Raw genomic sequence first — 17,880 nt, 5'->3', positions numbered from 1 at the left:
GGATCGCGGTGCGACGCTCGGGAAGAAACCGGTACAGTGCAGTCACGACCGGCCTGCCGGGTGGCACAGGTCGCCGGTCGAGTTCGCTCGTCAATGTAGCCGTTCCACCGCCACCGATGTCGCTTCCGCTTGTATTCGCCACAGTGTTGCCCCAGTTCCGGAGTGTTGCCTGTCGAAAGTGAGCCGAGAATGACGGTTTCCAGCCGCACGCGTTACCGCGACGTCGTCGTCACCAGTCTTGCCGCGACCACATCGATCGCGGGCGATGTCGACTCCACCTGGAAGGGACTGCTGAACGGTGAGAGCGGAATCGATGTGCTCGACGACGGATTCATCGACCAGTTCGAACTACCGGTGCGGATCGGCGGGCACCTCGAGGTCTGTCCGTCCAGCGCGCTGACCCGCGAGGAGACTCGCCGGCTGTCCTATGTCGAGCAGATGGCACTGGTGCTGGGGCGTGAGGTGTGGCGCAACGCCGGTTCGCCGGAGGTCGACCAGGAGCGGCTCGCCATCTCCATCGGGACGGGTCTCGGTGGCGCCGAGGCGCTGATCGACGTCAAGGACAAGATGGCCAACGGCGGTTATCGGCGGGTCAGCCCGCTGGCCGTGCAGATGATCATGCCCAATGGCCCGGCCGCGGTGGTGGGGCTGGAACTCGGCGCCAAAGCAGGTATCTCCACGCCGGTTTCGGCGTGTTCGTCCGGATCCGAAGCCATTGCCAACGCGTGGAAGACGATCGTGATGGGCGATGCCGATATGGTCGTGACCGGCGGTGTCGAGGGGTCGATCCAGGCCGTGCCGATCGCCGCTTTCACGATGATGCGCGCGATGAGTACCCGCAACGACGATCCCAAGCGCGCCTCACGGCCGTTCGACACCGATCGGGACGGTTTCGTCTTCGGCGAGGCCGGCGCGATGATGGTGCTCGAATCCGAGGAGCACGCCAGGGCCCGCGGCGCGACCATCCACGCCCGGCTGCTGGGAGTCGGCGTCACTTCCGACGGTTTCCATCTGGTGGCGCCCGACCCCGACGGCAAGGGCGCGGCGCGGGCCATCACCCGCGCACTGCAGACCGCCGGTCTGTCGAAGAACGATGTGGCGCATGTGAATGCGCACGCCACCGCCACGCCGATCGGTGACACCGCCGAGGCTCGCGCCATCGCGTCCGCGGTCGGCGCCCACGCCTCGGTGTACGCGCCGAAATCGGCGCTGGGGCATTCCATCGGCGCTGTCGGGGCGCTGGAATCGGTGCTGACGGTGCTGTCGATCCGCGACGGCGTCGTTCCGCCGACCCTGAATCTGGAGAACCAGGACCCGGAGGTCGACCTCGACATCGTCAAGGGCCAGGCCCGGGCGGGGCGGATCGACTACGCGGTCAACAACTCCTTCGGGTTCGGCGGCCACAACGTATCGCTGAGTTTCGGGCGCTACTGAGCTCCATCGCCGAAATGCCCGGACATCGGGCTTCGGCATCGATCCGGGTATTCGGTGTCATCGCACGCCGGTCTGTGCGTGCGTGCGTGAAAAAGGATAGGGAATGATCGGCGAGACTTTCGATGACTATCTGGACGAACAAGGCGATATCAAGATCCTGGGCGATGCGACCCTGATCGATTTCGTCGACAAGCACAGCGCGGCCAACGGTGACGAGCTCGCGTACCGCTACATCGACTATTCACGTGAACGTGAGGGTGAGTATCACGAGCTCACCTGGCGTCAGTTCGGTGCGCGCCTGCGGGCGGTGGCGGCACGATTGCAACAGGTCACGAAACCACGCGACCGGGTGGCCATTCTCGCGCCACAGGGTCTGGACTATGTGGTGGCGCTGTTCGCGGCGGTGTACGCGGGCAATATCGCCGTTCCGCTGTTCGATCCGGACGAGCCCGGCCACACCGACCGTCTGCACGCGGTGTTGAGCGACTGCCGCCCCACCGCGATTCTGACGGCCAGTTCCGCGGCGGCCGGCGTACGGGAATTCTTCCGCGCGCTTCCCGCCGCACAGCGCCCGCGCATCATCGCCGTCGACGCGATTCCGGACAGTATCGGCGCCAACTGGACCGAACCGGATATCAACATCGACAGCGTGGCATATCTGCAGTACACCTCCGGATCGACCCGGACCCCCGCCGGTGTGGAGATCACGCATCGATCGGTGGGCACCAATCTGCTGCAGATGATCGACGCCCTCGGCATCGACGAAACCGCCCGCGGGGTCACCTGGTTGCCGTTGTTCCACGATATGGGCCTGCTGTGTGTGATCCTCCCGGCGATCGGCGGCAAGTTCATCACCATCATGTCGCCGAGTGCTTTCGTCCGGCGGCCCTCCCGCTGGATCAAGGAGCTGGCGGCGGCCTCCGACGGTGCCGGAACCTACGCCGCCGCGCCGAATTTCGCCTTCGAGCACGCCGCCGTGCGTGGGCGCCCGAAACCGGGGGAGAGTCTGGACCTGTCGAATGTGATCGGCTTGATCAACGGCAGCGAACCGGTTTCGGTGACGTCGATGGCGAAGTTCAACGAAGCGTTCGTGCCCTACGGACTACCCAAGACGGCGATCAAGCCGTGCTACGGCATGGCCGAGGCCACTCTGTTCGTCTCCGCCACCCGGCGTGACGATCCCGCGCGGGTCGTTTACGCCGATCGTGCCCGGCTCAATGCCGGTCGGCTGGTCGAGATCGATCCGGATGCCGAAAACGCTGTGGCACAGGTGTCCTGTGGATACGTCGCCCGGTCGCAATGGGCGGTTGTCGTCGACGACGAGGGCGCCGAACTGCCCGACGGCCATGTCGGTGAGATCTGGTTGCACGGCGAGAACATGGGCATCGGCTACTGGGCCCGGCCCGAGGAGACCGAGGAGACCTTCCGCAACTCTCTGCGCGCCCGCCAGCCCGCCGGCAGTCATGCCGAAAGGACTGCACCACAGGCCGATTGGATGCGGACCGGTGACTACGGCGTGTACCACGACGGTGAGCTGTACATCACCGGCCGGGTCAAGGACCTGGTCATCGTGGACGGCCGCAACCACTATCCGCAGGATCTGGAGATGTCGGCGCAGGAATCCTCGACCGCACTGCGGCCGGGTTTCGTGGCGGCCTTCTCGGTCCGCGGCGACGAGCTGCCCGCGGAGGCGGCCGGGCCGAACACGGCGGGCTCCGAACATCTGGTGATCGTGGCCGAACGAGGCGGTGGCGCAGCGAAACTCGACGCCGCGCCGGTGATCGAAGCGGTGCGGGCGGCGATTTCGGCCCGGCACGGGGTCACAGTCCGTGATCTGCTGCTGGTCCCGGCCGGGTCCATCCCGCGCACCTCAAGCGGCAAGATCGCCCGACGTGCCTGTAAAGCCGCGTATTTGACGGGGACGCTGCGCGGCGGGCATCGCCAGCAAGCCTTCCCGGATGCCACCGACGAGTAGGTGCGTCCATCGGTCCGGCAGTGCGGTGAATGTCCGGGCGCGGCGAGCGTTGTGCGGTGGTGTGGTTCGGTGCCCGGCGATGCTTCAAGTGACGCAAGGTATCTGGTGTGACGACGCCTTAGGTGAGGCAATGCTCCGTATTGTGCTCGGTTGTCCTCTGGGCACCGGGTTGTCCGGTACTTGTCCCGTCGGCAGCGGCCTCCGGGGGAGTTACTGTGTAGCTACATCAACATGTAGAACCGGATATGAGGCATGTCATGGAGTTGTCTGTCGCTGAACTCATTGTGGTGATGGCACATTCGGCACCGACCAGGCCATTGACGGTCGACCGTGCTCACCAGGTGATGCAGTTGCACACCGATTGCACAACCGACTGCTGCGGTATCAAGCAGGCGGCATTCGACGCGCTGGTGACCGCCGGGCACATCGTGCCCGACAGCTGCCGGCGCCACTGACGGATGTCGGTCGGCGCTTTCGGGGACGCCGACCGGCAACCGGTTCGCTTCGATCGATCCGTGTGATCAGAGCCGTTCGATCACGGTGGCGTTGGCGAGACCGCCTGCCTCACACATGGTCATCAGGCCGTATCGGCCACCGGTCTGCTCGAGGTGATTGACCATCGTGGCCAGGATGCGCACACCGGAGGCGCCGAGCGGGTGGCCCAGCGCGATGGCACCGCCGCGCGGGTTGAGTCGTTCCGGGTCGGCACCGAGTTCGTGAGCCCAGACCAGTGGCACCGGCGCGAAGGCCTCGTTCACCTCGTAGGCATCGATGTCCTCGATCGACAAACCGCCGCGGGCCAGTACCTTTCGGGTCGCGGGCACCACCGCGGTCAGCATGAGCAGCGGGTCGTCACCGGTCACGGCGAACGAGTGGAATCGGGCGCGTGGACGCAGACCGAGTGCGGCGGCCTTCTCCTCGCTCATGATCAGAGCGGCGGAAGCGCCGTCGGACAGTGGTGAGGAGTTGCCCGGGGTGATCGACCATTCGATCTCCGGAAAGCGGGCCAGGTACCGATCGTCGGCGAATGCCGGTCGCAGTCCCGCCAGTCCTTCGACGGAGGTTGCCGGACGGATGGTTTCGTCGGCGGTGAGGGTGCCGGCGGCGATCAGTTCGCGGTCGAACCCGCCGGCGGCGGCGGTCTCGGCCGCGAGCCGGTGCGAGCGAGCGGCGAATTCGTCGAGTGCGGTGCGGTCGAACTTCCAGCGCGCGGCGATCACCTCGGCGGAAATGCCCTGCTGCACAAGTCCTTCGGGGTATCGGTGCGCAATGGGGCCGCCGTTGGCGTCGGCACCTCGGCCGTTGGAGAACATCGGCACCCGCGACATCGACTCCACGCCGCAGGCGATGGCGACGTCGTACGCGCCCGCGATCACGCCCTGGGCGGCGAAATGCGCGGCCTGCTGGCTCGAGCCGCACTGCCGATCCACCGTGGTGCCGGGTACCGCCTCCGGGAATCCGGCCGCCAGGGTCGCCGTGCGCGCGATGTTGAACGCCTGTTCTCCGCTCTGGGTCACGCAGCCGGCGATCACATCGTCGATCAGCGCCGGGTCGAGGTCGTTGCGCGCGACCAGTTCGGACAGCACTCCGGTCAGCAGGGTGGCCGGATGGACCTGCGACAGGCCTCCGCCGGTTTTTCCCTTACCCGACGGGGTTCGGACGACGTCGACGAGTACTGCCGTGGTCATAGCCACTCCGATCGATCAAAGTTACTCTTCGTTCCGGTCTAAGTTAACACCGATTCGCATCTTTTCCGAGGGCGGGGCGGTATTCGGGGGTGGTGCGAGCCGCCACCCCCTTCGTCGGCATGCTGGGCGGTGGTCCGATATGGCAGACTCGGCACGGCACGATGCGGCCGATCCACGACCGTGTGTGGAAGGCGATGCGGGAGTTGTGATGGCGAGTGCGCTGAGCACGATCGAACAGCAGGTGGCCGACCACAGACGGGCTGCCGCCCAGGAACGATCCGCCGAGGCCGAACTGCGCCTGGCGACCTCGCTGTGCGAGCTGGCCAAGGCGTGCCTGGACACCAAGGCCGACAGTGCCGACCGCGACCGCGCGCCCGCCGCGCTGGAGCCCGCACAGGAAGCCGCGCTGATCCGGCTGCGCTGGCTGACCGCCGGTCATGTGACCGCCCAATTCGCCGGTTTGGTCACCGAGGCGCTGCGGCTGTTCGAACAGGCGGCGCGCACCATCGGGCATCGCGAACTCGCCACCGCGACCATCCGCCAGGCATGCGACGCGTATCACCAGACGGCGCAGAACTATCCGATGGCCGCCGGAGTGTGTGCGGACGGGTTGTCGAAATGTGGTGTCTGGCTGTGCCGGCTGGACCCCGAATCGGCGGTGGCGGCCAGTGCCGAGGCGGTGCGGATCCGGGCGGGGCTGTTCGCGGCCAATCCCGATCAGACCGGGCGCTATCTGGCCAGCCTCAATATGTTGTTGCGTACCTTGATGATCGGCCGCTCCCGCAAGCAGGCGCTGGCCACCTACCGGGAACGTTATTCGGCCTGGACCACCCCGGCGATGACCACCCGGCTGCGCGAAACCTCCATCGACGAGCTCGAGTTCACCAGCAAAACCCATGCCGCCCTGGTGAAGCTGGAATGCGCGACGCTGGAACGGGCCGGCTACCTGACCCAGCAGCAGATCCTGTATCAAACCTCCGGTGATCTGACCACGATCGAGGAGATCAACTGGAAGCTCGGCCTGGTGGGGCTCAAGCCGCTGGCAGCGGGCGCGCTGGCGGATCCACCCTCCAAGCCGATGGAGATCGCGACCTCCTACGGCGCGCTGAGTGTGCGATGCGCCTCGGCGGATGCCGTGGCCCGGGTGCGGGCGGCGGTGATCGAGGCGTACGCGGCCGACGGCGCACATCCGGTCGACAGCACCGCCTTCGCGGGTGTGGGCGAAAGCCATTGGCACATGCCCGATCCCACGCTGAACACCGAGCCCGAACTCGGTGACGACGTGGTACTCGTCCAGCGTGCCGGGGGGAGCTGGGTGTCGGTGCTGAGCCTGTTCTGGGAACTCGCCCCCACCGGGAGAAATCCACTCGCGTTGCGGCTGTCGCGGCAGTGGCCGGTGGTCGCGGTGAACACCACCGAGAATCTGGCCTACGAATTGTGCTGGTACGCAGACGGACTCGCCAAGCAGTACGCGGCGCTGGGACGGCCCGCCGGGCAGGCTCCGCTGGAGACCCCGCTGGCCCCCTTGGATTTCGCCGTCCTGGCCGATTACGGCGCCGACTACGCCTCCGAGACTCAGGTCCGCGCGGCCTTCGGTAACTCCGGGATGTTCGCGAAACTCACCAATCTGGCGGCCAGCGGTATCCGGCAGGCCGGGCAGGCGCGGGCACTGGCGGAGTACGGCGATCAGATCCTGTTCTTCCGCAGGACGGCCGACGCACCGAACGGGCAGTGAACCCACGCCGGAGCTGTCACCCCGCGGGGTTACGGTCGAAACCGTGAAACTCTCGGTGGGATGTGCGCAGTGGACGCACGATGCGTGGCGGGATCGCCAGCCGGATGCGCGGCGCCGGCTGGCGGCCTACGCCGAGCACTGCACCGCCGTGGAGGGCAACACCACCTTCTACGCGACGCCCGGCGAGGCCACCGTCCGGTCCTGGGCCGAACAGACCGGCGAGGATTTCCGCTTCGTTCTGAAACTGCCCCGGCCCGTCACCCACGACCACCGGATGCGCGGCGCCGAGGCGGAATTGGCGGAATTCCTGGCCGCGATCGACCCCCTCGGGCCGCGGGTACATGCGCTGTGGGTGCAGTTGCCTGCGTCGTTCGGACCGGGTGATCTCGGTGTCCTCGCCGGATTCCTGGGCCGGTTACCGGATCGGTACCGGTACGCGGTCGAGGTCCGCCACCCTGCCTTCTTCACCGATCCCGATACCGCCGGGCGCCTGGAATACGTCCTGGAACGTACCGGCAGCGAATGGATTCCGTTCGACACCACCACATTGTTCGCCGCACCGCCCGCCAGCACGGGAGAGTTCGAGGCGGCGTCGAAGAAGCCGCGACTGCCGCGCCGGTTACGAGCGCTGACCGATCGGCCGATCGTGCGCTATCACGGTCGCGACGATCTCGACGCGACCGTGGCCGGTTGGCGGCCCTGGCGCGACATCGTCGTGGAATGGTTGCGGGAGGGGCGCTCGCCCACCGTTTTCGTGCATACTCCGGACAATGCCGGATCGCTTCTGCTGGCCCGGCGGTTCTACGACGATGTGCGGTCTGTGTGCGCCGAGCTTCCGCCACAGCCGGAACCGGTGCCGGTCGAGCCCATGACCTTGTTCTGAGAGTGTGAACGGCTGTCGTCCGCCGTCTGTATAGTTGGCGCCCGCCAACTGATTTGTCCGTGCTGAGCAAGTCTGCAGATCTGGAATAAGGGGACACCCGATGACCGCTGCCGGCCTTGACCGTTCCGTCACCGCCACAGCGCTCGACGACGCCGATCGGCTCGGCGCCCAGTTGATCCGATTCGTACGTGCCATCAGCCGTGCCAAAACGCAACTGGCCAAGGCAGGTCCGGACGGATTGGACAAACTCGCCTACGCCATGCTGTTCTGCCTGGTACACGACGGGCCGCAGCGGACCGGGAAACTGGCCGAAGGGCTGCATGCCGAAATCTCCACTGTCAGCAGGCAAACCAGATCTCTCGTGGCGCACGGCCTGGTCGAGCGCCGGGCCGATCCGATCGACGGCCGGGCATGTGTGCTGGCGGCGACCGACGAGGGCTGCCGGGTCTTCGCCGAGAATCGCCGGCAGCGCAACCTCTGGATCGCCGAGGTACTGGCCGATTGGCCCGATGCCGACCGGTCCTGTCTGATCGAACTGCTCGACCGGCTCAATCGCGGAATCGAATCAACCCCACCACTGACGACCGAACCGAATTAGGGCTCGAGACATATGACTACATCGACCACCCGGGAACCGGCGGCGCAGCCGGACTCGGGCGCCACGCCCGGCATCTCGCTGTCGCATCGGCAGATTTTGACGATTTTGTCCGGTTTGTTGCTGGGGATGTTCTTGGCGGCGCTGGATCAGAATATTGTGAGTGTGGCGATTGTTCGGATCGCCAATGATTTGCATGGTTTCGATCAGCAGGCGTGGGCGACGACGGCGTATTTGATTACGGCGACGATTTCGACGCCGTTGTATGGCAAGTTGGCCGATATTTATGGTCGTAAGCCGTTTTATTTGGCGGCTATCGGTATTTTCGTGGTGGGTTCGGCGGCGTGTACGTTCGCGACGTCGATGTATGAGTTGGCTGGGTTCCGTGCGTTCCAGGGGTTGGGCGCCGGTGGCCTGATGTCGCTGGCGTTCACCATCATCGGCGATATCGTGCCCGCTCGGGAGCGAGTGCGGTACCAGGGCTATTTCATGATGGTGTTCGGCACCGCCACGGTGGCCGGTCCGGTGCTCGGTGGCTTCTTCTCCGATTACGACATCTTGTGGGGTATCGACGGCTGGCGCTGGGTGTTCCTGGTGAACGTGCCGATCGGTGTGCTCGCGCTGGCGGTGGTGGCCAAGGTGCTCAATGTGCCGCACGAGCGGCAACGTCAGCGGGTGGACTGGTTCGGCGCGATCATGCTGGCGATCTGTGTGGTGCCGTTGCTGATCGTGGCCGAACAGGGCCGCTCCTGGGGCTGGGATTCGCCACGCGCCCTGATCTGTTACGGCATCGGCGCCGCCGGCCTGGTGCTGTTCATCGGGGTCGAACTGCTGATGAAGGACGCGGCGTTGATCCCGCTGCGACTGTTCCGCAGTTCCACCTTCTCGGTCACCATTCTGGGTGGCTTCATCGTCGGTATCGCCATGTTCGGCGCGATCAGCATGGTCCCGCTGTATCTGCAGGTGGTGCGCGGCTACTCGCCCACGAAGTCGGGCCTGCTGATGATGCCGCTGGTGCTGGGCATCATGATCGGTTCGCTGATCGCCGGGCAGATCACCAAACTCACCGGCCGCTACAAGATCCTGCCCGTGGTGGGCACCTTCATCATTGCCTGCGGTGCGGCGCTGTATGCCCAGGTGCACTACGACAGTCCGCTGTGGCAGCCCCTGGTGTACAGCGCGGTCATCGGATTCGGGCTCGGCGGCTGTATGCAGACGTTGATCATCGCGGCCCAGAATGCCGGTCCCCGTTCGGATATGGGTGTGTCGACCGCGTCGGCGACCTTCTTCCGGCAGATGGGCGGCACCCTCGGTGTGGCGCTGTTCCTGACGATTCTGTTCAATCTGTTGCCGCACAAGATCATCGACGCCTTCGGTGGGATGCTGCCACCGGGATTCGACGCCGGCGCACTCGATCGGCTGCAGGCCAATACCTCCGGTATCACCGCACTGCCGGCACAGATCAAGGATCCGATTCTGATCGGCTTCACCGACTCGCTGCACGGTGTGTTCTATGCCGCTGCCGCCGTGGCGCTGCTGTCGTGCCTGGTGCTGTTGTTCATGAAGGAGATTCCGCTGCAGGACTCCTCGGCTCCGCCGCGGCCCGAACCGGTCGCTCCGGAGGCGGCATTGCCCGAGCTGGCCGCTGAGCAGGTTCAGGTCGTGCCCGAGACTCCCGAGATGGAGCCCGACCGGGCGGCCGAACCTGCCACCGAACCACAGCCGGTATTCGCCGCGGCCGCGTCGGGAGCGGGCTCGCGCCGGGCCACCGGGGATTTCGCCGCGGCCGTGGTCGCGTCGGCGGACGGGTGGTCCGATGCGCCGGGACAGCACCTGTCCGGCCGGATCCGCCGAGAGGACGGCGGTCCGGTGCCCGATGCCGTGCTGACGCTGATCGATCAACGCGGACACCAGGTTTCGCGCACGACGACCGACCGCGACGGCGGATTCGACATCGGCGCCCCGGGGAGCGGGAATCATGTGCTGATCGCGTCGGCGGGTGGCCATCGGCCCGCGGCGGTCAACGTCTCGGTCGGCGATCGGGACCGTCCGCTCGAACTGGTCCTGCTCGGATCGGGGGAGCTGTCCGGCGTGGTCACCGCCGGGCGGGAAGAACCGCTGGCCGGAGTGACGATCACCCTGACCGACCTGCGCGGTGAGGTCGTCGGTGCGGCGGTGTCCGGTCCGGACGGCTCCTACAGCTGCCCCGGTGTGGTCCCCGGCACCTACACACTGGTCGCGGTCTCGGGTGAGCGCCGTCCGAGCGCCGCCACACTCACGGTGCCCGAGACCGGAATCCTGCGCCACGACATCGAGCTGGCGGCGTCGACGGTGCTGTCCGGCCGGGTGCGATCCGATGGTGGCCCGGTCGCGAACGCTCATGTGGCCGTGCTGAATTCAACCGGCGCGATGGTGGCGTCCGCGCTGACCGAGCCCGATGGGCGCTACCACATCACGGATCTGCCCGAGGGGAACTACACCCTCGTCGCCCGCGGCTATCCACCGGTCAGCGACCGAGTGCTGGTCGACGGCGTGAGTGCCGATCACGATGTGCGCCTGGGGTACGGCCGGGTGGATCGGCACGACTACGACGGGGCGCCCGAGAGGTCGTGATCGGCGGTACGTGGCCGCCGCGACGGCACTGCGGTGTGCTGCGGCGGCTCCGGCGCGTGCCCCGGCTCCGGCGCGTGCCCCGGCTCCGGGGTGCGTTCGATGACCCGCGCGCAGAGCCGGATCACCGCGTCGTCCATGCTGATGCCCAATTCGGACGCGTGCAGGGCGGCCATCTCCAGGGCGGTCATATCGTCGATGAGGTCGAGGTCGGAGAGAATGTCGTCGACCACCATGCCGCTGTGCGCCTGATTGCGAGTCAGCAACTCCCCGGGCAGCCAGCTCAGCATCCAGCTGCCCGGATGTGAGACCAGTCGGTGGGCGGATTCGGGGGAGACATCACTGGTGATATTCCAGTCGGTGATGTGAAGCGTCATGGGCGTTCCCCTTCCACCATCCGGCCGCTGCGGCGGTCGTTGCCGCTCCGGGAAAACGGAGGGCCGGTGGCTATAGCTAAATGCTAAGGACGGCTTTCGAAGGCTGTCAACTAAGCATCGCTGCCTTGTTGTGATAGTTGGTGACCTCAACTGCTTTCGATCAACCTTGAAGGCCTGGAAAGTATCACGCCGCCCGAATGGAGTGTCGAGTGCTCGATGAATATCGGCTCGGCCGCTCGATTCGAGGCGTTCCGAAGCAACGGCGGACGGAGGCTCGGGACGCGAAAGTCATTGTTCGACAGTATCGTTGCCGCTCACAGAAGGTAATCAAAACTTGATGTTTAGCTGATGTCCGCACGTGCCACATGTGATTAGAATTCCGCATCGTGACACATCCTGATCCGGGCAGTGGTGAGCGGATAGGTGAATTGGTGCGCCGCCTGCGCACCGAATCCGGGCTCACCCAGGCCGCGCTCGCCAAACAGGCGAACTGTTCGCGGAGCCTCGTCCAGCAGATCGAGAACGGAACCCGGGTGCCGCCCCTTCCGCTGCGGGAACGGCTGAGCGCGGCACTCGGGCAGGAACTTCCGAGGGGCGAGGAAGCCGGCGCCGACGGCGAGACCGGTAAGCAGTACGACCTGCGGATGCGATTCAACGTGCTGCTGGGCAAGGACCACGAGGTGGTGGATCGCGTGCTGACGATCGCGCAGAGCATCCTCGACAGCCGTGGCGTGCGCGAGGAAGTCGAGCCGCTGCGGATCATCGCCGCCCGTCAGCTCGAACGCGCGGAGGAACTGCTCGCGCAGATCTCCTCGCGCAGTGCCACGGTGTGGGAATGGAATACGGTCAACGACTGGCTGACCATTCTCGAGCAGGCCGAGGAGTCGGTACTCGCCATTCATACCGCCGATCTGGGCACCATCGGCGGCGACGTCGGCGACGACTATCACGCTGCGATCGTCCGGCTCGCCGATCCGGTGCACGAACCGCGAGTCACGGTGCGGCGCATGTACGTCCTCGACCGCATCGAGGACGTCTGGTCCTACGACGACAAGCTGTGGTGGCAGGCGCGCTCGGGGGTGGAGACGGTCCTGGTCAAGCGCGAGCACGCGCGAAATGCGCAGAGCATGCTCGTCGTCGACGACCGCTACGTCTGCGTGGGTGAATACGACTACTCCCGTCAGACCCGGGTGGCGACGCGTTTCTCGGTCCTCAAACACGATGTCGCGTTCGCGGTACAGCGCTTCGAACGACTCTATGATCTGCGCCGTGTCGGATCGGCCATCGTCATCAACGATCTGGTCGCCGATCCCGCGCTCGCCCCCTATGACCGGCTGGACGAAGGGGAGGGCCGAGAGTTGTTCCGTGAGGCGCTCGTTCGCGGCTGGCACGACATGCGCACCCCGGGGCAACCGCCACTGGAAGCCGGGAAGCGGTGACCGACGGCGGATATCGCGAGTGCGCCGGCCCCGCCGTGGTGGTGCTGCGTTCGGAGGAGCGCAAGAAGGAATTGCGGCGGCGGCTGTCGGACGGCGACTCGTTCGCGGGGCGGACGGGCCTTCGCCATCGCGGAATACTGGACGCGTACCACGGGGAGACGGGATTCGATCTGGATCCGGTCGCGGCTGACGCGTTGGGTGTGGCGTGGAACGAGCTGACCGCCGAGCATTCCCGGCGGGGTGTACTTCCCGACTACGACAAGCGACAGCCGATCGAATTGCGGGAACTGGCGGCGGCCACCCTGTTCGGCCGGCTGCACGGACCGGCCACGTCGGTGCCCGGCGTCCGGGTACGCCCGGACGAGGTCGTGGTGTGCCCGTATACGAGCATGCTGCTGCTGGAGGAGGTCATCGCCACCGTGGTGCGGCCGGGCGGCGTGATCGTCTGTCCCGAGGGCTTCTACAAGAACTTCGCCACACACATCGCCAAATTCGATGTGCGGGTGGTTGTTCCGGATGCCGTGCCCGAGGACAGTTTCCGGATCGATCCCCGATCGCTGGCCCGGGAACTCGACCGGCACCGCGGTGCGGTCTGTGCGGTGCTGCTGACGCTGCCGGGGAATCCGGTCGTTTCCGAGTACTCGCTGCCGGAGCTGTACGAACTCGCCCGGATTCTGGTCGCGGCCGAGGTGCCGGTGGTGTGCGATATGGCGTTCGACCGGATCGCCGGCGGTCACGTTCCGCTCGCCGCTCTCGAGGTGGCGACCCCCGGCGGTCCGGTCCGGCTCTACGACCGGATGGTCTCGGTCACCGGTAATTCCAAGGGATACAACGCGTTCGGGCCCTGCAAGCTCGGTGCGGCCTGTTCCGGCGATGCCGAGTGGCTGGCCCGGATCCGGGCTCGCCTCACCATCTCGTTCCAGCGGGAGACCACCCATCTGGTGCGTGCGGTGCTGGAGCACACACCCGAGTCGTACTTCGAGCACAATCGCAAACTGGTGTGCGAGCAGTTCGACACCGCGCTGGATCGGATCGCCGCGATCAATGCGGAGTTCGGGCTGGATACGCTGCGGCCGTTGGGTTCCGGGGCGAGCATGTTCCTGTCCGTGGTGGCCGATTCGGCGCTGTTGGCGGGCGCCGGTGTCCGGACCAGTGCCGAACTCGAGGATCTGCTGCTGGCCGGTGCGGGAATCGACAGTGTCGCGCTGGGGCGGACCGGATCGTCGCGAACGGGCGTGCGGCTCAACGTCCTGGCCCCCCGGCGTGGTCCCGGCACCGAATCGCGGGAACTGATCGACGAGCTGTTCGATCGACTGGCCGGCCTGGTCGCCGCGCTGCGCGGGGGCGCCACCTACCGCGAGATCCTGCGCCGGCGCGGAATTCCGGACATCGCCTCATGATCGTCGGTGTACTGCGCGAAACCGCCACCCGGGAACGGAGGGTCGCGCTGACGCCGGAAGGTGTACGGCGCCTGCGGGATGCCGGTATCCGGGTGATCGTGGAGGCCGGCGCCGGACGAGCGGCGGGATTCGCCGAGGTGGACTATCGCGTCGCGGGAGCCGCGATCGCCGCCGATCCGGGCGGCGTGGTGGCCGACTGCGATGTGCTGGCCTGGGTGAAGCCGACGAAACATGATCTGCGGTCGATGGACCGGCGGCCCGGTCTGATACTGATCGGGTTCCAGGATCCACTGCATCGGTCCGGTCAGATCGATGAACTGCGGGCGCTGGGGGTGGAATCCGTTGCGTTCGAGCTGTTTTCCGGTGACAGCGGCGAGCTCGACGCCTTGTCGGCGATGAGCCGGATCGCCGGCAGCGTGGCCTATCTGGCGGCGCGGCGGCTGGTACCGCGTACGGTGCGCCGACCGGTGCGCTCACTGATTCTCGGGTCCGGCCGGGCCGGACTCGCGGCGATCGCCGCGGCCGCCGCCTGCGGGGCCGAGCCACCGGTGGTCCTGGGACGCCGCGACGACCAGCGGCGGGCTGCGGACGACCAGGGCCCCAATATCTTTCACTGTGCGGCCGAGATCGGCCCCGCCCAGGTGCTGGAACAGATCCACGCGGCCAAGCCCGACCTGGTCTTCTGCGCCGCGGTGCGCCGTGGACAGCGGGCGCCGGTCCTGGTTGACCGGACCGGATTGGACGCGCTCGGTGACGGTGCGGTCGTGGTGGACCTCACCGCGAAGGCCGGTGGCAACTGCTCGGCGACCGTCGCCGATGCCACCGTCGTCCTGGACAACGGTGTCGTGGTGACCCATCGATCGAACTATCCCGCGCGCCGGCCCGCGCCGGCCAGCCGGGCCTACAGCGCGGCGGTTGCCGCATCGATACTGAGGCTGGCGGCCGACGGCCGGCCCTGGTGATCGCCTCAGCCGGCCTCGAAGGCCGACGCGACGACCGGGCGGACCTGATCCATCCCGATGTCGGGGATTTCGCGCTGTACGGAGGTCATGTCGACATCGGGTAGCCCACAGGCCACCGCCCACCGCCACGGCTCGAGATCGCCGTCGACATTGAGGGCGAACCCGTGACTGGTGACACCGCGGCTCTGCCGCATCCCGATCGACACGATCTTGCGGCCCGTCTCGACCGTCCAGACGCCGGTGAGCAGCTCCGAACCGGGCGGGGTGTCGCGCCGCTGGGCTCGGATACCGAGGCGGTCGAGCGCGGCGACCAACCGGTACTCGACCTCACGGATGTAGTCGACCACGCCTTCACCCTCATCGAGCTTCACGATGAGATATCCGACGAGCTGGCCGGGACCGTGATAAGTGAGCTGCCCGCCGCGGGTCGTCTCGACCACCGGTATGCCGTGGTCCGGATCGGGCAGATGTGCGTCGGGGGTGCGCCGCCCGATCGTGTACACCTGCGGATGGCTCAGCAGCCACAGGGTGTCGGGCATCTCGTCGCGCTGTCGCCGCTGGACCAGCTCGACCATGTGCGCCATGGCCTTGTCGTAGTCGACGAGTTCATCCTGGATCAGTGTCAGCGGGCGCGACCTCATGATCCGAGAATACGACCACCGTGGCCGGGCCCGGCCACAGTACTCAGCCGGGCCCCGCCACAGTGCTCAGTAGGCCTCGGTGTTGAGCCGGTCTCGTTGCGGAAGTGCCCTGGCCCGCAGGGTCATCCGGTCCAATGCGAACTCGCCGTCCAGTTCGGTCAGGTCGACCTCGTCCCGCAGCGACATGTCGGCGGACTCCGCAGCGGGCACCGGCACATCGGTGGTGCGGGTGATCTCGACGGGCGCGTCGGTGGTGTGGGACTCGGCGGTGGGGGAGCCGGTGGTCTGCGGTTCGACGATCTGGGTGGCCGGATGGCGCTTGTTGTGAACGATGCTGCTGATATAGGCCGCGACGATGATTCCCACCCCCAGCAGGCCGGTGATCATCTCGTTGAGGTGATAGCCGGTGGAGATGAGCAGGACCGCCGCCAGTGCGCCGATCGCCCAGTGCGCGCCGTGCTCGAGGTAGATGTACTCCGAGAGCGTGCCCCGCCGGACCAGATACACCGTGATCGAGCGGACGAACATGGCGCCGATCAGGCCCAGGCCCAGGGCGATGACGATCGGATCCGCGCTGATGGCGAAGGCCCCGATCACTCCGTCGAAGGAGAACGACGCATCGAGGACTTCGAGGTAGATGAAACCGAAGAACGCCGCGCGGCCGGTCAGCAACGCGGCGCGGGACGGTCCCTGGTGATTCTCGTTCTCGAAATGCGCGCCCAGACCGTCCACGAGGAAGTAGGTCGCCATACCGAGCGCACCGGAGACCATGACGACATCGGCCCTGGTGTTCGGTGCCAGGAATCCGGCGGTGAGTACCAGTGCGATCAACGCGATGACCACGGAGAACGTGGAAAATCGGCCGACCCGGGCGAGGGGGCGCTCCAGCCAGCTCAGCCAGGTGACCTCACGTGGCGCGCAGATGAAGTTGAGGAACAACAGCAGCAGGAACATGCCGCCGAAGGTCGCGATCTTCGGATTGGCGTCGTTGAGCAGGGTCTCGTAACTCGGTGTGCCGTCCGGGAAGAACGGCGCACCGTGTGCCGGTGGGTTCATCGCCAGATCCAGCGCCCGGATCGGATCCAGATGTGCGCCGACCGCCACCACCACCAGTGGAAACACCAGGCGCATGCCGAAAACCGCGATGACCATGCCGAGCGTCAGGAAGATGCGCTGCCAGAACTCGCTCATCCGTTGCAGCACACCGGCATTGACGACCGCGTTGTCGAACGACAGGGAGACTTCGAGGATTCCGAGTGCTGCCACCAGCACCACCGCCTCGACCCCGCCGTACAGCAGCGCGACCACCAGTGACGCCGCGGCGACGATGAACGACAGGGCGAAAACTCGCACGAACATGCCGATGCCTTTCGTCAATCCGACACCCGCGGGGGTTACGACTCCGCGGGTCACAGCAATCAGAGTGCTCGCAACCCTGACATCGATTGTGACAGTTGAAGCGGCCGAACGACAATCATTGCGCTAGTACCAACCGTGGGACTGCCAGAACGCCCAGGCGCCGTCCGGCCCACCGTACCGCTCGATCATGTAGTCGTAGGCCCAGCGTATCTGGGTCACCGGATTGGCCAGCCAGTCGGGTCCGTAGGCGGCCATCTTTTCCGGTGGCAGCGCCTGCCCGAGGCCGTAGGCGCCGGAATCCGGGTTGACGGCGTACGGATTCCAGCTGCTCTCGTGGCTGATCACGTTGTCGAACGCCGGAAACTGGGGCAACGGCACGATCGTCAGGGCCACTCCTCTGAGCGGCAGCCCCAGCAGCTGCCCGGCCGAGGCCGATCCCGAGGATCCACCGGCCGAACCGGATGCCGAGCCGGAGATGTCGTCGCAGCCGCCGCAGTCGGCGTCTGCTGCCGCGGCCAGGGCGGCCGGGAAGAAGGTGGTGAGCGATACCGCAACGGCGGCAGCGCAGAGAAACGCGCGTAGCCGGGAAATCGCGGATGTCGCTTCCATCACAATCCCGCGACGGCCGCGTAGGGGACGGCCGGATGGCGGCGAGGTTGCCAGGGCGGTGGTGATGGCGGCCGGTGCCGGAGAATTCGGTGTCCGATCAGCCGGAATTTTGGTCCGATTTGTCGGTTGGGCCGGAATTTGAACGGGTTCTGATGGTGCGCGCATCGTCAACT

The 17,880-nt window shown here is 66.6% G+C and carries 14 protein-coding genes and 1 pseudogene; 10 read left to right on the top strand and 5 right to left on the bottom strand.

The annotated features are described in order from the left end of the window. Positions 1-189 precede the first annotated feature (189 nt). The 3 genes from AB0L57_RS28395 (at position 190) to AB0L57_RS28385 (ending at position 3,864) form a co-directional block, all read left to right on the top strand. Positions 190-1,434 carry a KasA/KasB family beta-ketoacyl-ACP synthase gene (locus AB0L57_RS28395; RefSeq protein WP_364968414.1) on the top strand — a complete coding sequence of 415 codons (1,245 nt, stop codon included), beginning with the start codon at positions 190-192 and terminating at the stop codon, positions 1,432-1,434. 106 nt (positions 1,435-1,540) lie between these two features. Further along, positions 1,541-3,409 carry a long-chain-fatty-acid--AMP ligase FadD32 gene (gene fadD32 / locus AB0L57_RS28390; RefSeq protein WP_364968618.1) on the top strand — a complete coding sequence of 623 codons (1,869 nt, stop codon included), beginning with the start codon at positions 1,541-1,543 and terminating at the stop codon, positions 3,407-3,409. A gap of 257 nt (positions 3,410-3,666) precedes the next feature. Then, on the top strand, positions 3,667-3,864 hold the full coding sequence (locus tag AB0L57_RS28385; RefSeq protein ID WP_364968412.1) for a hypothetical protein: 198 nt from the start codon (positions 3,667-3,669) through the stop codon (positions 3,862-3,864). A gap of 66 nt (positions 3,865-3,930) precedes the next feature. On the opposite strand, the gene AB0L57_RS28380 is transcribed toward AB0L57_RS28385, so the two are convergent. Then, positions 3,931-5,097, bottom strand: coding sequence for a thiolase family protein (locus AB0L57_RS28380; protein WP_364968410.1), 1,167 nt, complete (start codon positions 5,095-5,097; stop codon positions 3,931-3,933). A 139-nt stretch (positions 5,098-5,236) separates the two neighbouring features. Here AB0L57_RS28380 and AB0L57_RS28375 point away from each other — a divergent pair, with 139 nt between their 5' ends. From AB0L57_RS28375 to AB0L57_RS28360, 4 genes are all read left to right on the top strand, one after another. After that, on the top strand, positions 5,237-6,832 hold the full coding sequence (locus AB0L57_RS28375) for a hypothetical protein (protein ID WP_364968408.1): 1,596 nt from the start codon (positions 5,237-5,239) through the stop codon (positions 6,830-6,832). Between the two features lie 43 nt (positions 6,833-6,875). Continuing rightward, complete coding sequence (locus tag AB0L57_RS28370; protein WP_364968405.1) at positions 6,876-7,715, top strand: DUF72 domain-containing protein; 840 nt, start codon at positions 6,876-6,878, stop codon at positions 7,713-7,715. A 100-nt stretch (positions 7,716-7,815) separates the two neighbouring features. Next, on the top strand, positions 7,816-8,313 hold the full coding sequence (locus AB0L57_RS28365) for a MarR family winged helix-turn-helix transcriptional regulator (RefSeq protein WP_364968403.1): 498 nt from the start codon (positions 7,816-7,818) through the stop codon (positions 8,311-8,313). Between the two features lie 12 nt (positions 8,314-8,325). Next, on the top strand, positions 8,326-10,923 hold the full coding sequence (locus tag AB0L57_RS28360) for an MFS transporter (protein ID WP_364968401.1): 2,598 nt from the start codon (positions 8,326-8,328) through the stop codon (positions 10,921-10,923). On the opposite strand, the gene AB0L57_RS28355 is transcribed toward AB0L57_RS28360, so the two are convergent. Beyond that, complete coding sequence (locus AB0L57_RS28355; RefSeq protein ID WP_364968399.1) at positions 10,896-11,297, bottom strand: hypothetical protein; 402 nt, start codon at positions 11,295-11,297, stop codon at positions 10,896-10,898. The two genes, AB0L57_RS28360 and AB0L57_RS28355, sit on opposite strands and share 28 nt — an antisense overlap. A gap of 386 nt (positions 11,298-11,683) precedes the next feature. Between AB0L57_RS28355 and AB0L57_RS28350 the strand changes: the two genes are divergently transcribed. From AB0L57_RS28350 to AB0L57_RS28340, 3 genes are read left to right on the top strand one after another with little or no spacing between them, the layout of a single operon-like run. After that, on the top strand, positions 11,684-12,736 hold the full coding sequence (locus AB0L57_RS28350; protein ID WP_364968396.1) for a helix-turn-helix transcriptional regulator: 1,053 nt from the start codon (positions 11,684-11,686) through the stop codon (positions 12,734-12,736). Next, complete coding sequence (locus AB0L57_RS28345) at positions 12,733-14,136, top strand: pyridoxal phosphate-dependent aminotransferase (protein WP_364968394.1); 1,404 nt, start codon at positions 12,733-12,735, stop codon at positions 14,134-14,136. The genes AB0L57_RS28350 and AB0L57_RS28345 overlap by 4 nt, the downstream gene beginning before the upstream one ends. Beyond that, on the top strand, positions 14,133-15,098 hold the full coding sequence (locus AB0L57_RS28340) for a hypothetical protein (protein WP_364968391.1): 966 nt from the start codon (positions 14,133-14,135) through the stop codon (positions 15,096-15,098). Before AB0L57_RS28345 ends, AB0L57_RS28340 begins: the two co-directional genes overlap by 4 nt. A gap of 5 nt (positions 15,099-15,103) precedes the next feature. Here the strand turns inward: AB0L57_RS28340 and lipB are convergent, their stop codons facing one another. From lipB to AB0L57_RS28325, 3 genes and pseudogenes are all read right to left on the bottom strand, one after another. Continuing rightward, the gene (lipB, locus tag AB0L57_RS28335) at positions 15,104-15,739 is read right to left on the bottom strand and encodes a lipoyl(octanoyl) transferase LipB (protein WP_364968388.1); all 636 of its coding nucleotides are present in this window, start codon (positions 15,737-15,739) and stop codon (positions 15,104-15,106) included. A gap of 315 nt (positions 15,740-16,054) precedes the next feature. Beyond that, positions 16,055-17,098 (bottom strand): annotated as a pseudogene (locus AB0L57_RS28330) (DUF475 domain-containing protein); the annotation flags it as partial. 123 nt (positions 17,099-17,221) lie between these two features. Next, on the bottom strand, positions 17,222-17,707 hold the full coding sequence (locus AB0L57_RS28325) for a transglycosylase SLT domain-containing protein (protein WP_364968385.1): 486 nt from the start codon (positions 17,705-17,707) through the stop codon (positions 17,222-17,224). Between the last annotated feature and the right edge of the window lie 173 nt (positions 17,708-17,880).

It is taken from the genome of Nocardia sp. NPDC052254, from assembly GCF_040679495.1.
Taxonomy (GTDB): Bacteria; Actinomycetota; Actinomycetes; order Mycobacteriales; family Mycobacteriaceae; genus Nocardia.
The sequence above is the reverse complement of the archived record's forward strand: the minus strand, read 5'-3'. Positions and strand labels throughout refer to the sequence as shown.

Bases quoted from the DNA above. Each gene is read 5' to 3' on its own strand.
- AB0L57_RS28395 (WP_364968414.1), top strand. From the start codon at position 190: ATGACGGTTTCCAGCCGCACGCGTTACCGCGACGTCGTCGTCACCAGT.
- AB0L57_RS28325 (WP_364968385.1), bottom strand. From the start codon at position 17,707: ATGGAAGCGACATCCGCGATTTCCCGGCTACGCGCGTTTCTCTGCGCT.
- AB0L57_RS28385 (WP_364968412.1), top strand. From the start codon at position 3,667: ATGGAGTTGTCTGTCGCTGAACTCATTGTGGTGATGGCACATTCGGCA.
- AB0L57_RS28360 (WP_364968401.1), top strand. From the start codon at position 8,326: ATGACTACATCGACCACCCGGGAACCGGCGGCGCAGCCGGACTCGGGC.
- AB0L57_RS28355 (WP_364968399.1), bottom strand. From the start codon at position 11,297: ATGACGCTTCACATCACCGACTGGAATATCACCAGTGATGTCTCCCCC.
- AB0L57_RS28340 (WP_364968391.1), top strand. From the start codon at position 14,133: ATGATCGTCGGTGTACTGCGCGAAACCGCCACCCGGGAACGGAGGGTC.
- AB0L57_RS28365 (WP_364968403.1), top strand. From the start codon at position 7,816: ATGACCGCTGCCGGCCTTGACCGTTCCGTCACCGCCACAGCGCTCGAC.
- lipB (WP_364968388.1), bottom strand. From the start codon at position 15,739: ATGAGGTCGCGCCCGCTGACACTGATCCAGGATGAACTCGTCGACTAC.
- AB0L57_RS28380 (WP_364968410.1), bottom strand. From the start codon at position 5,097: ATGACCACGGCAGTACTCGTCGACGTCGTCCGAACCCCGTCGGGTAAG.
- AB0L57_RS28375 (WP_364968408.1), top strand. From the start codon at position 5,237: ATGGCAGACTCGGCACGGCACGATGCGGCCGATCCACGACCGTGTGTG.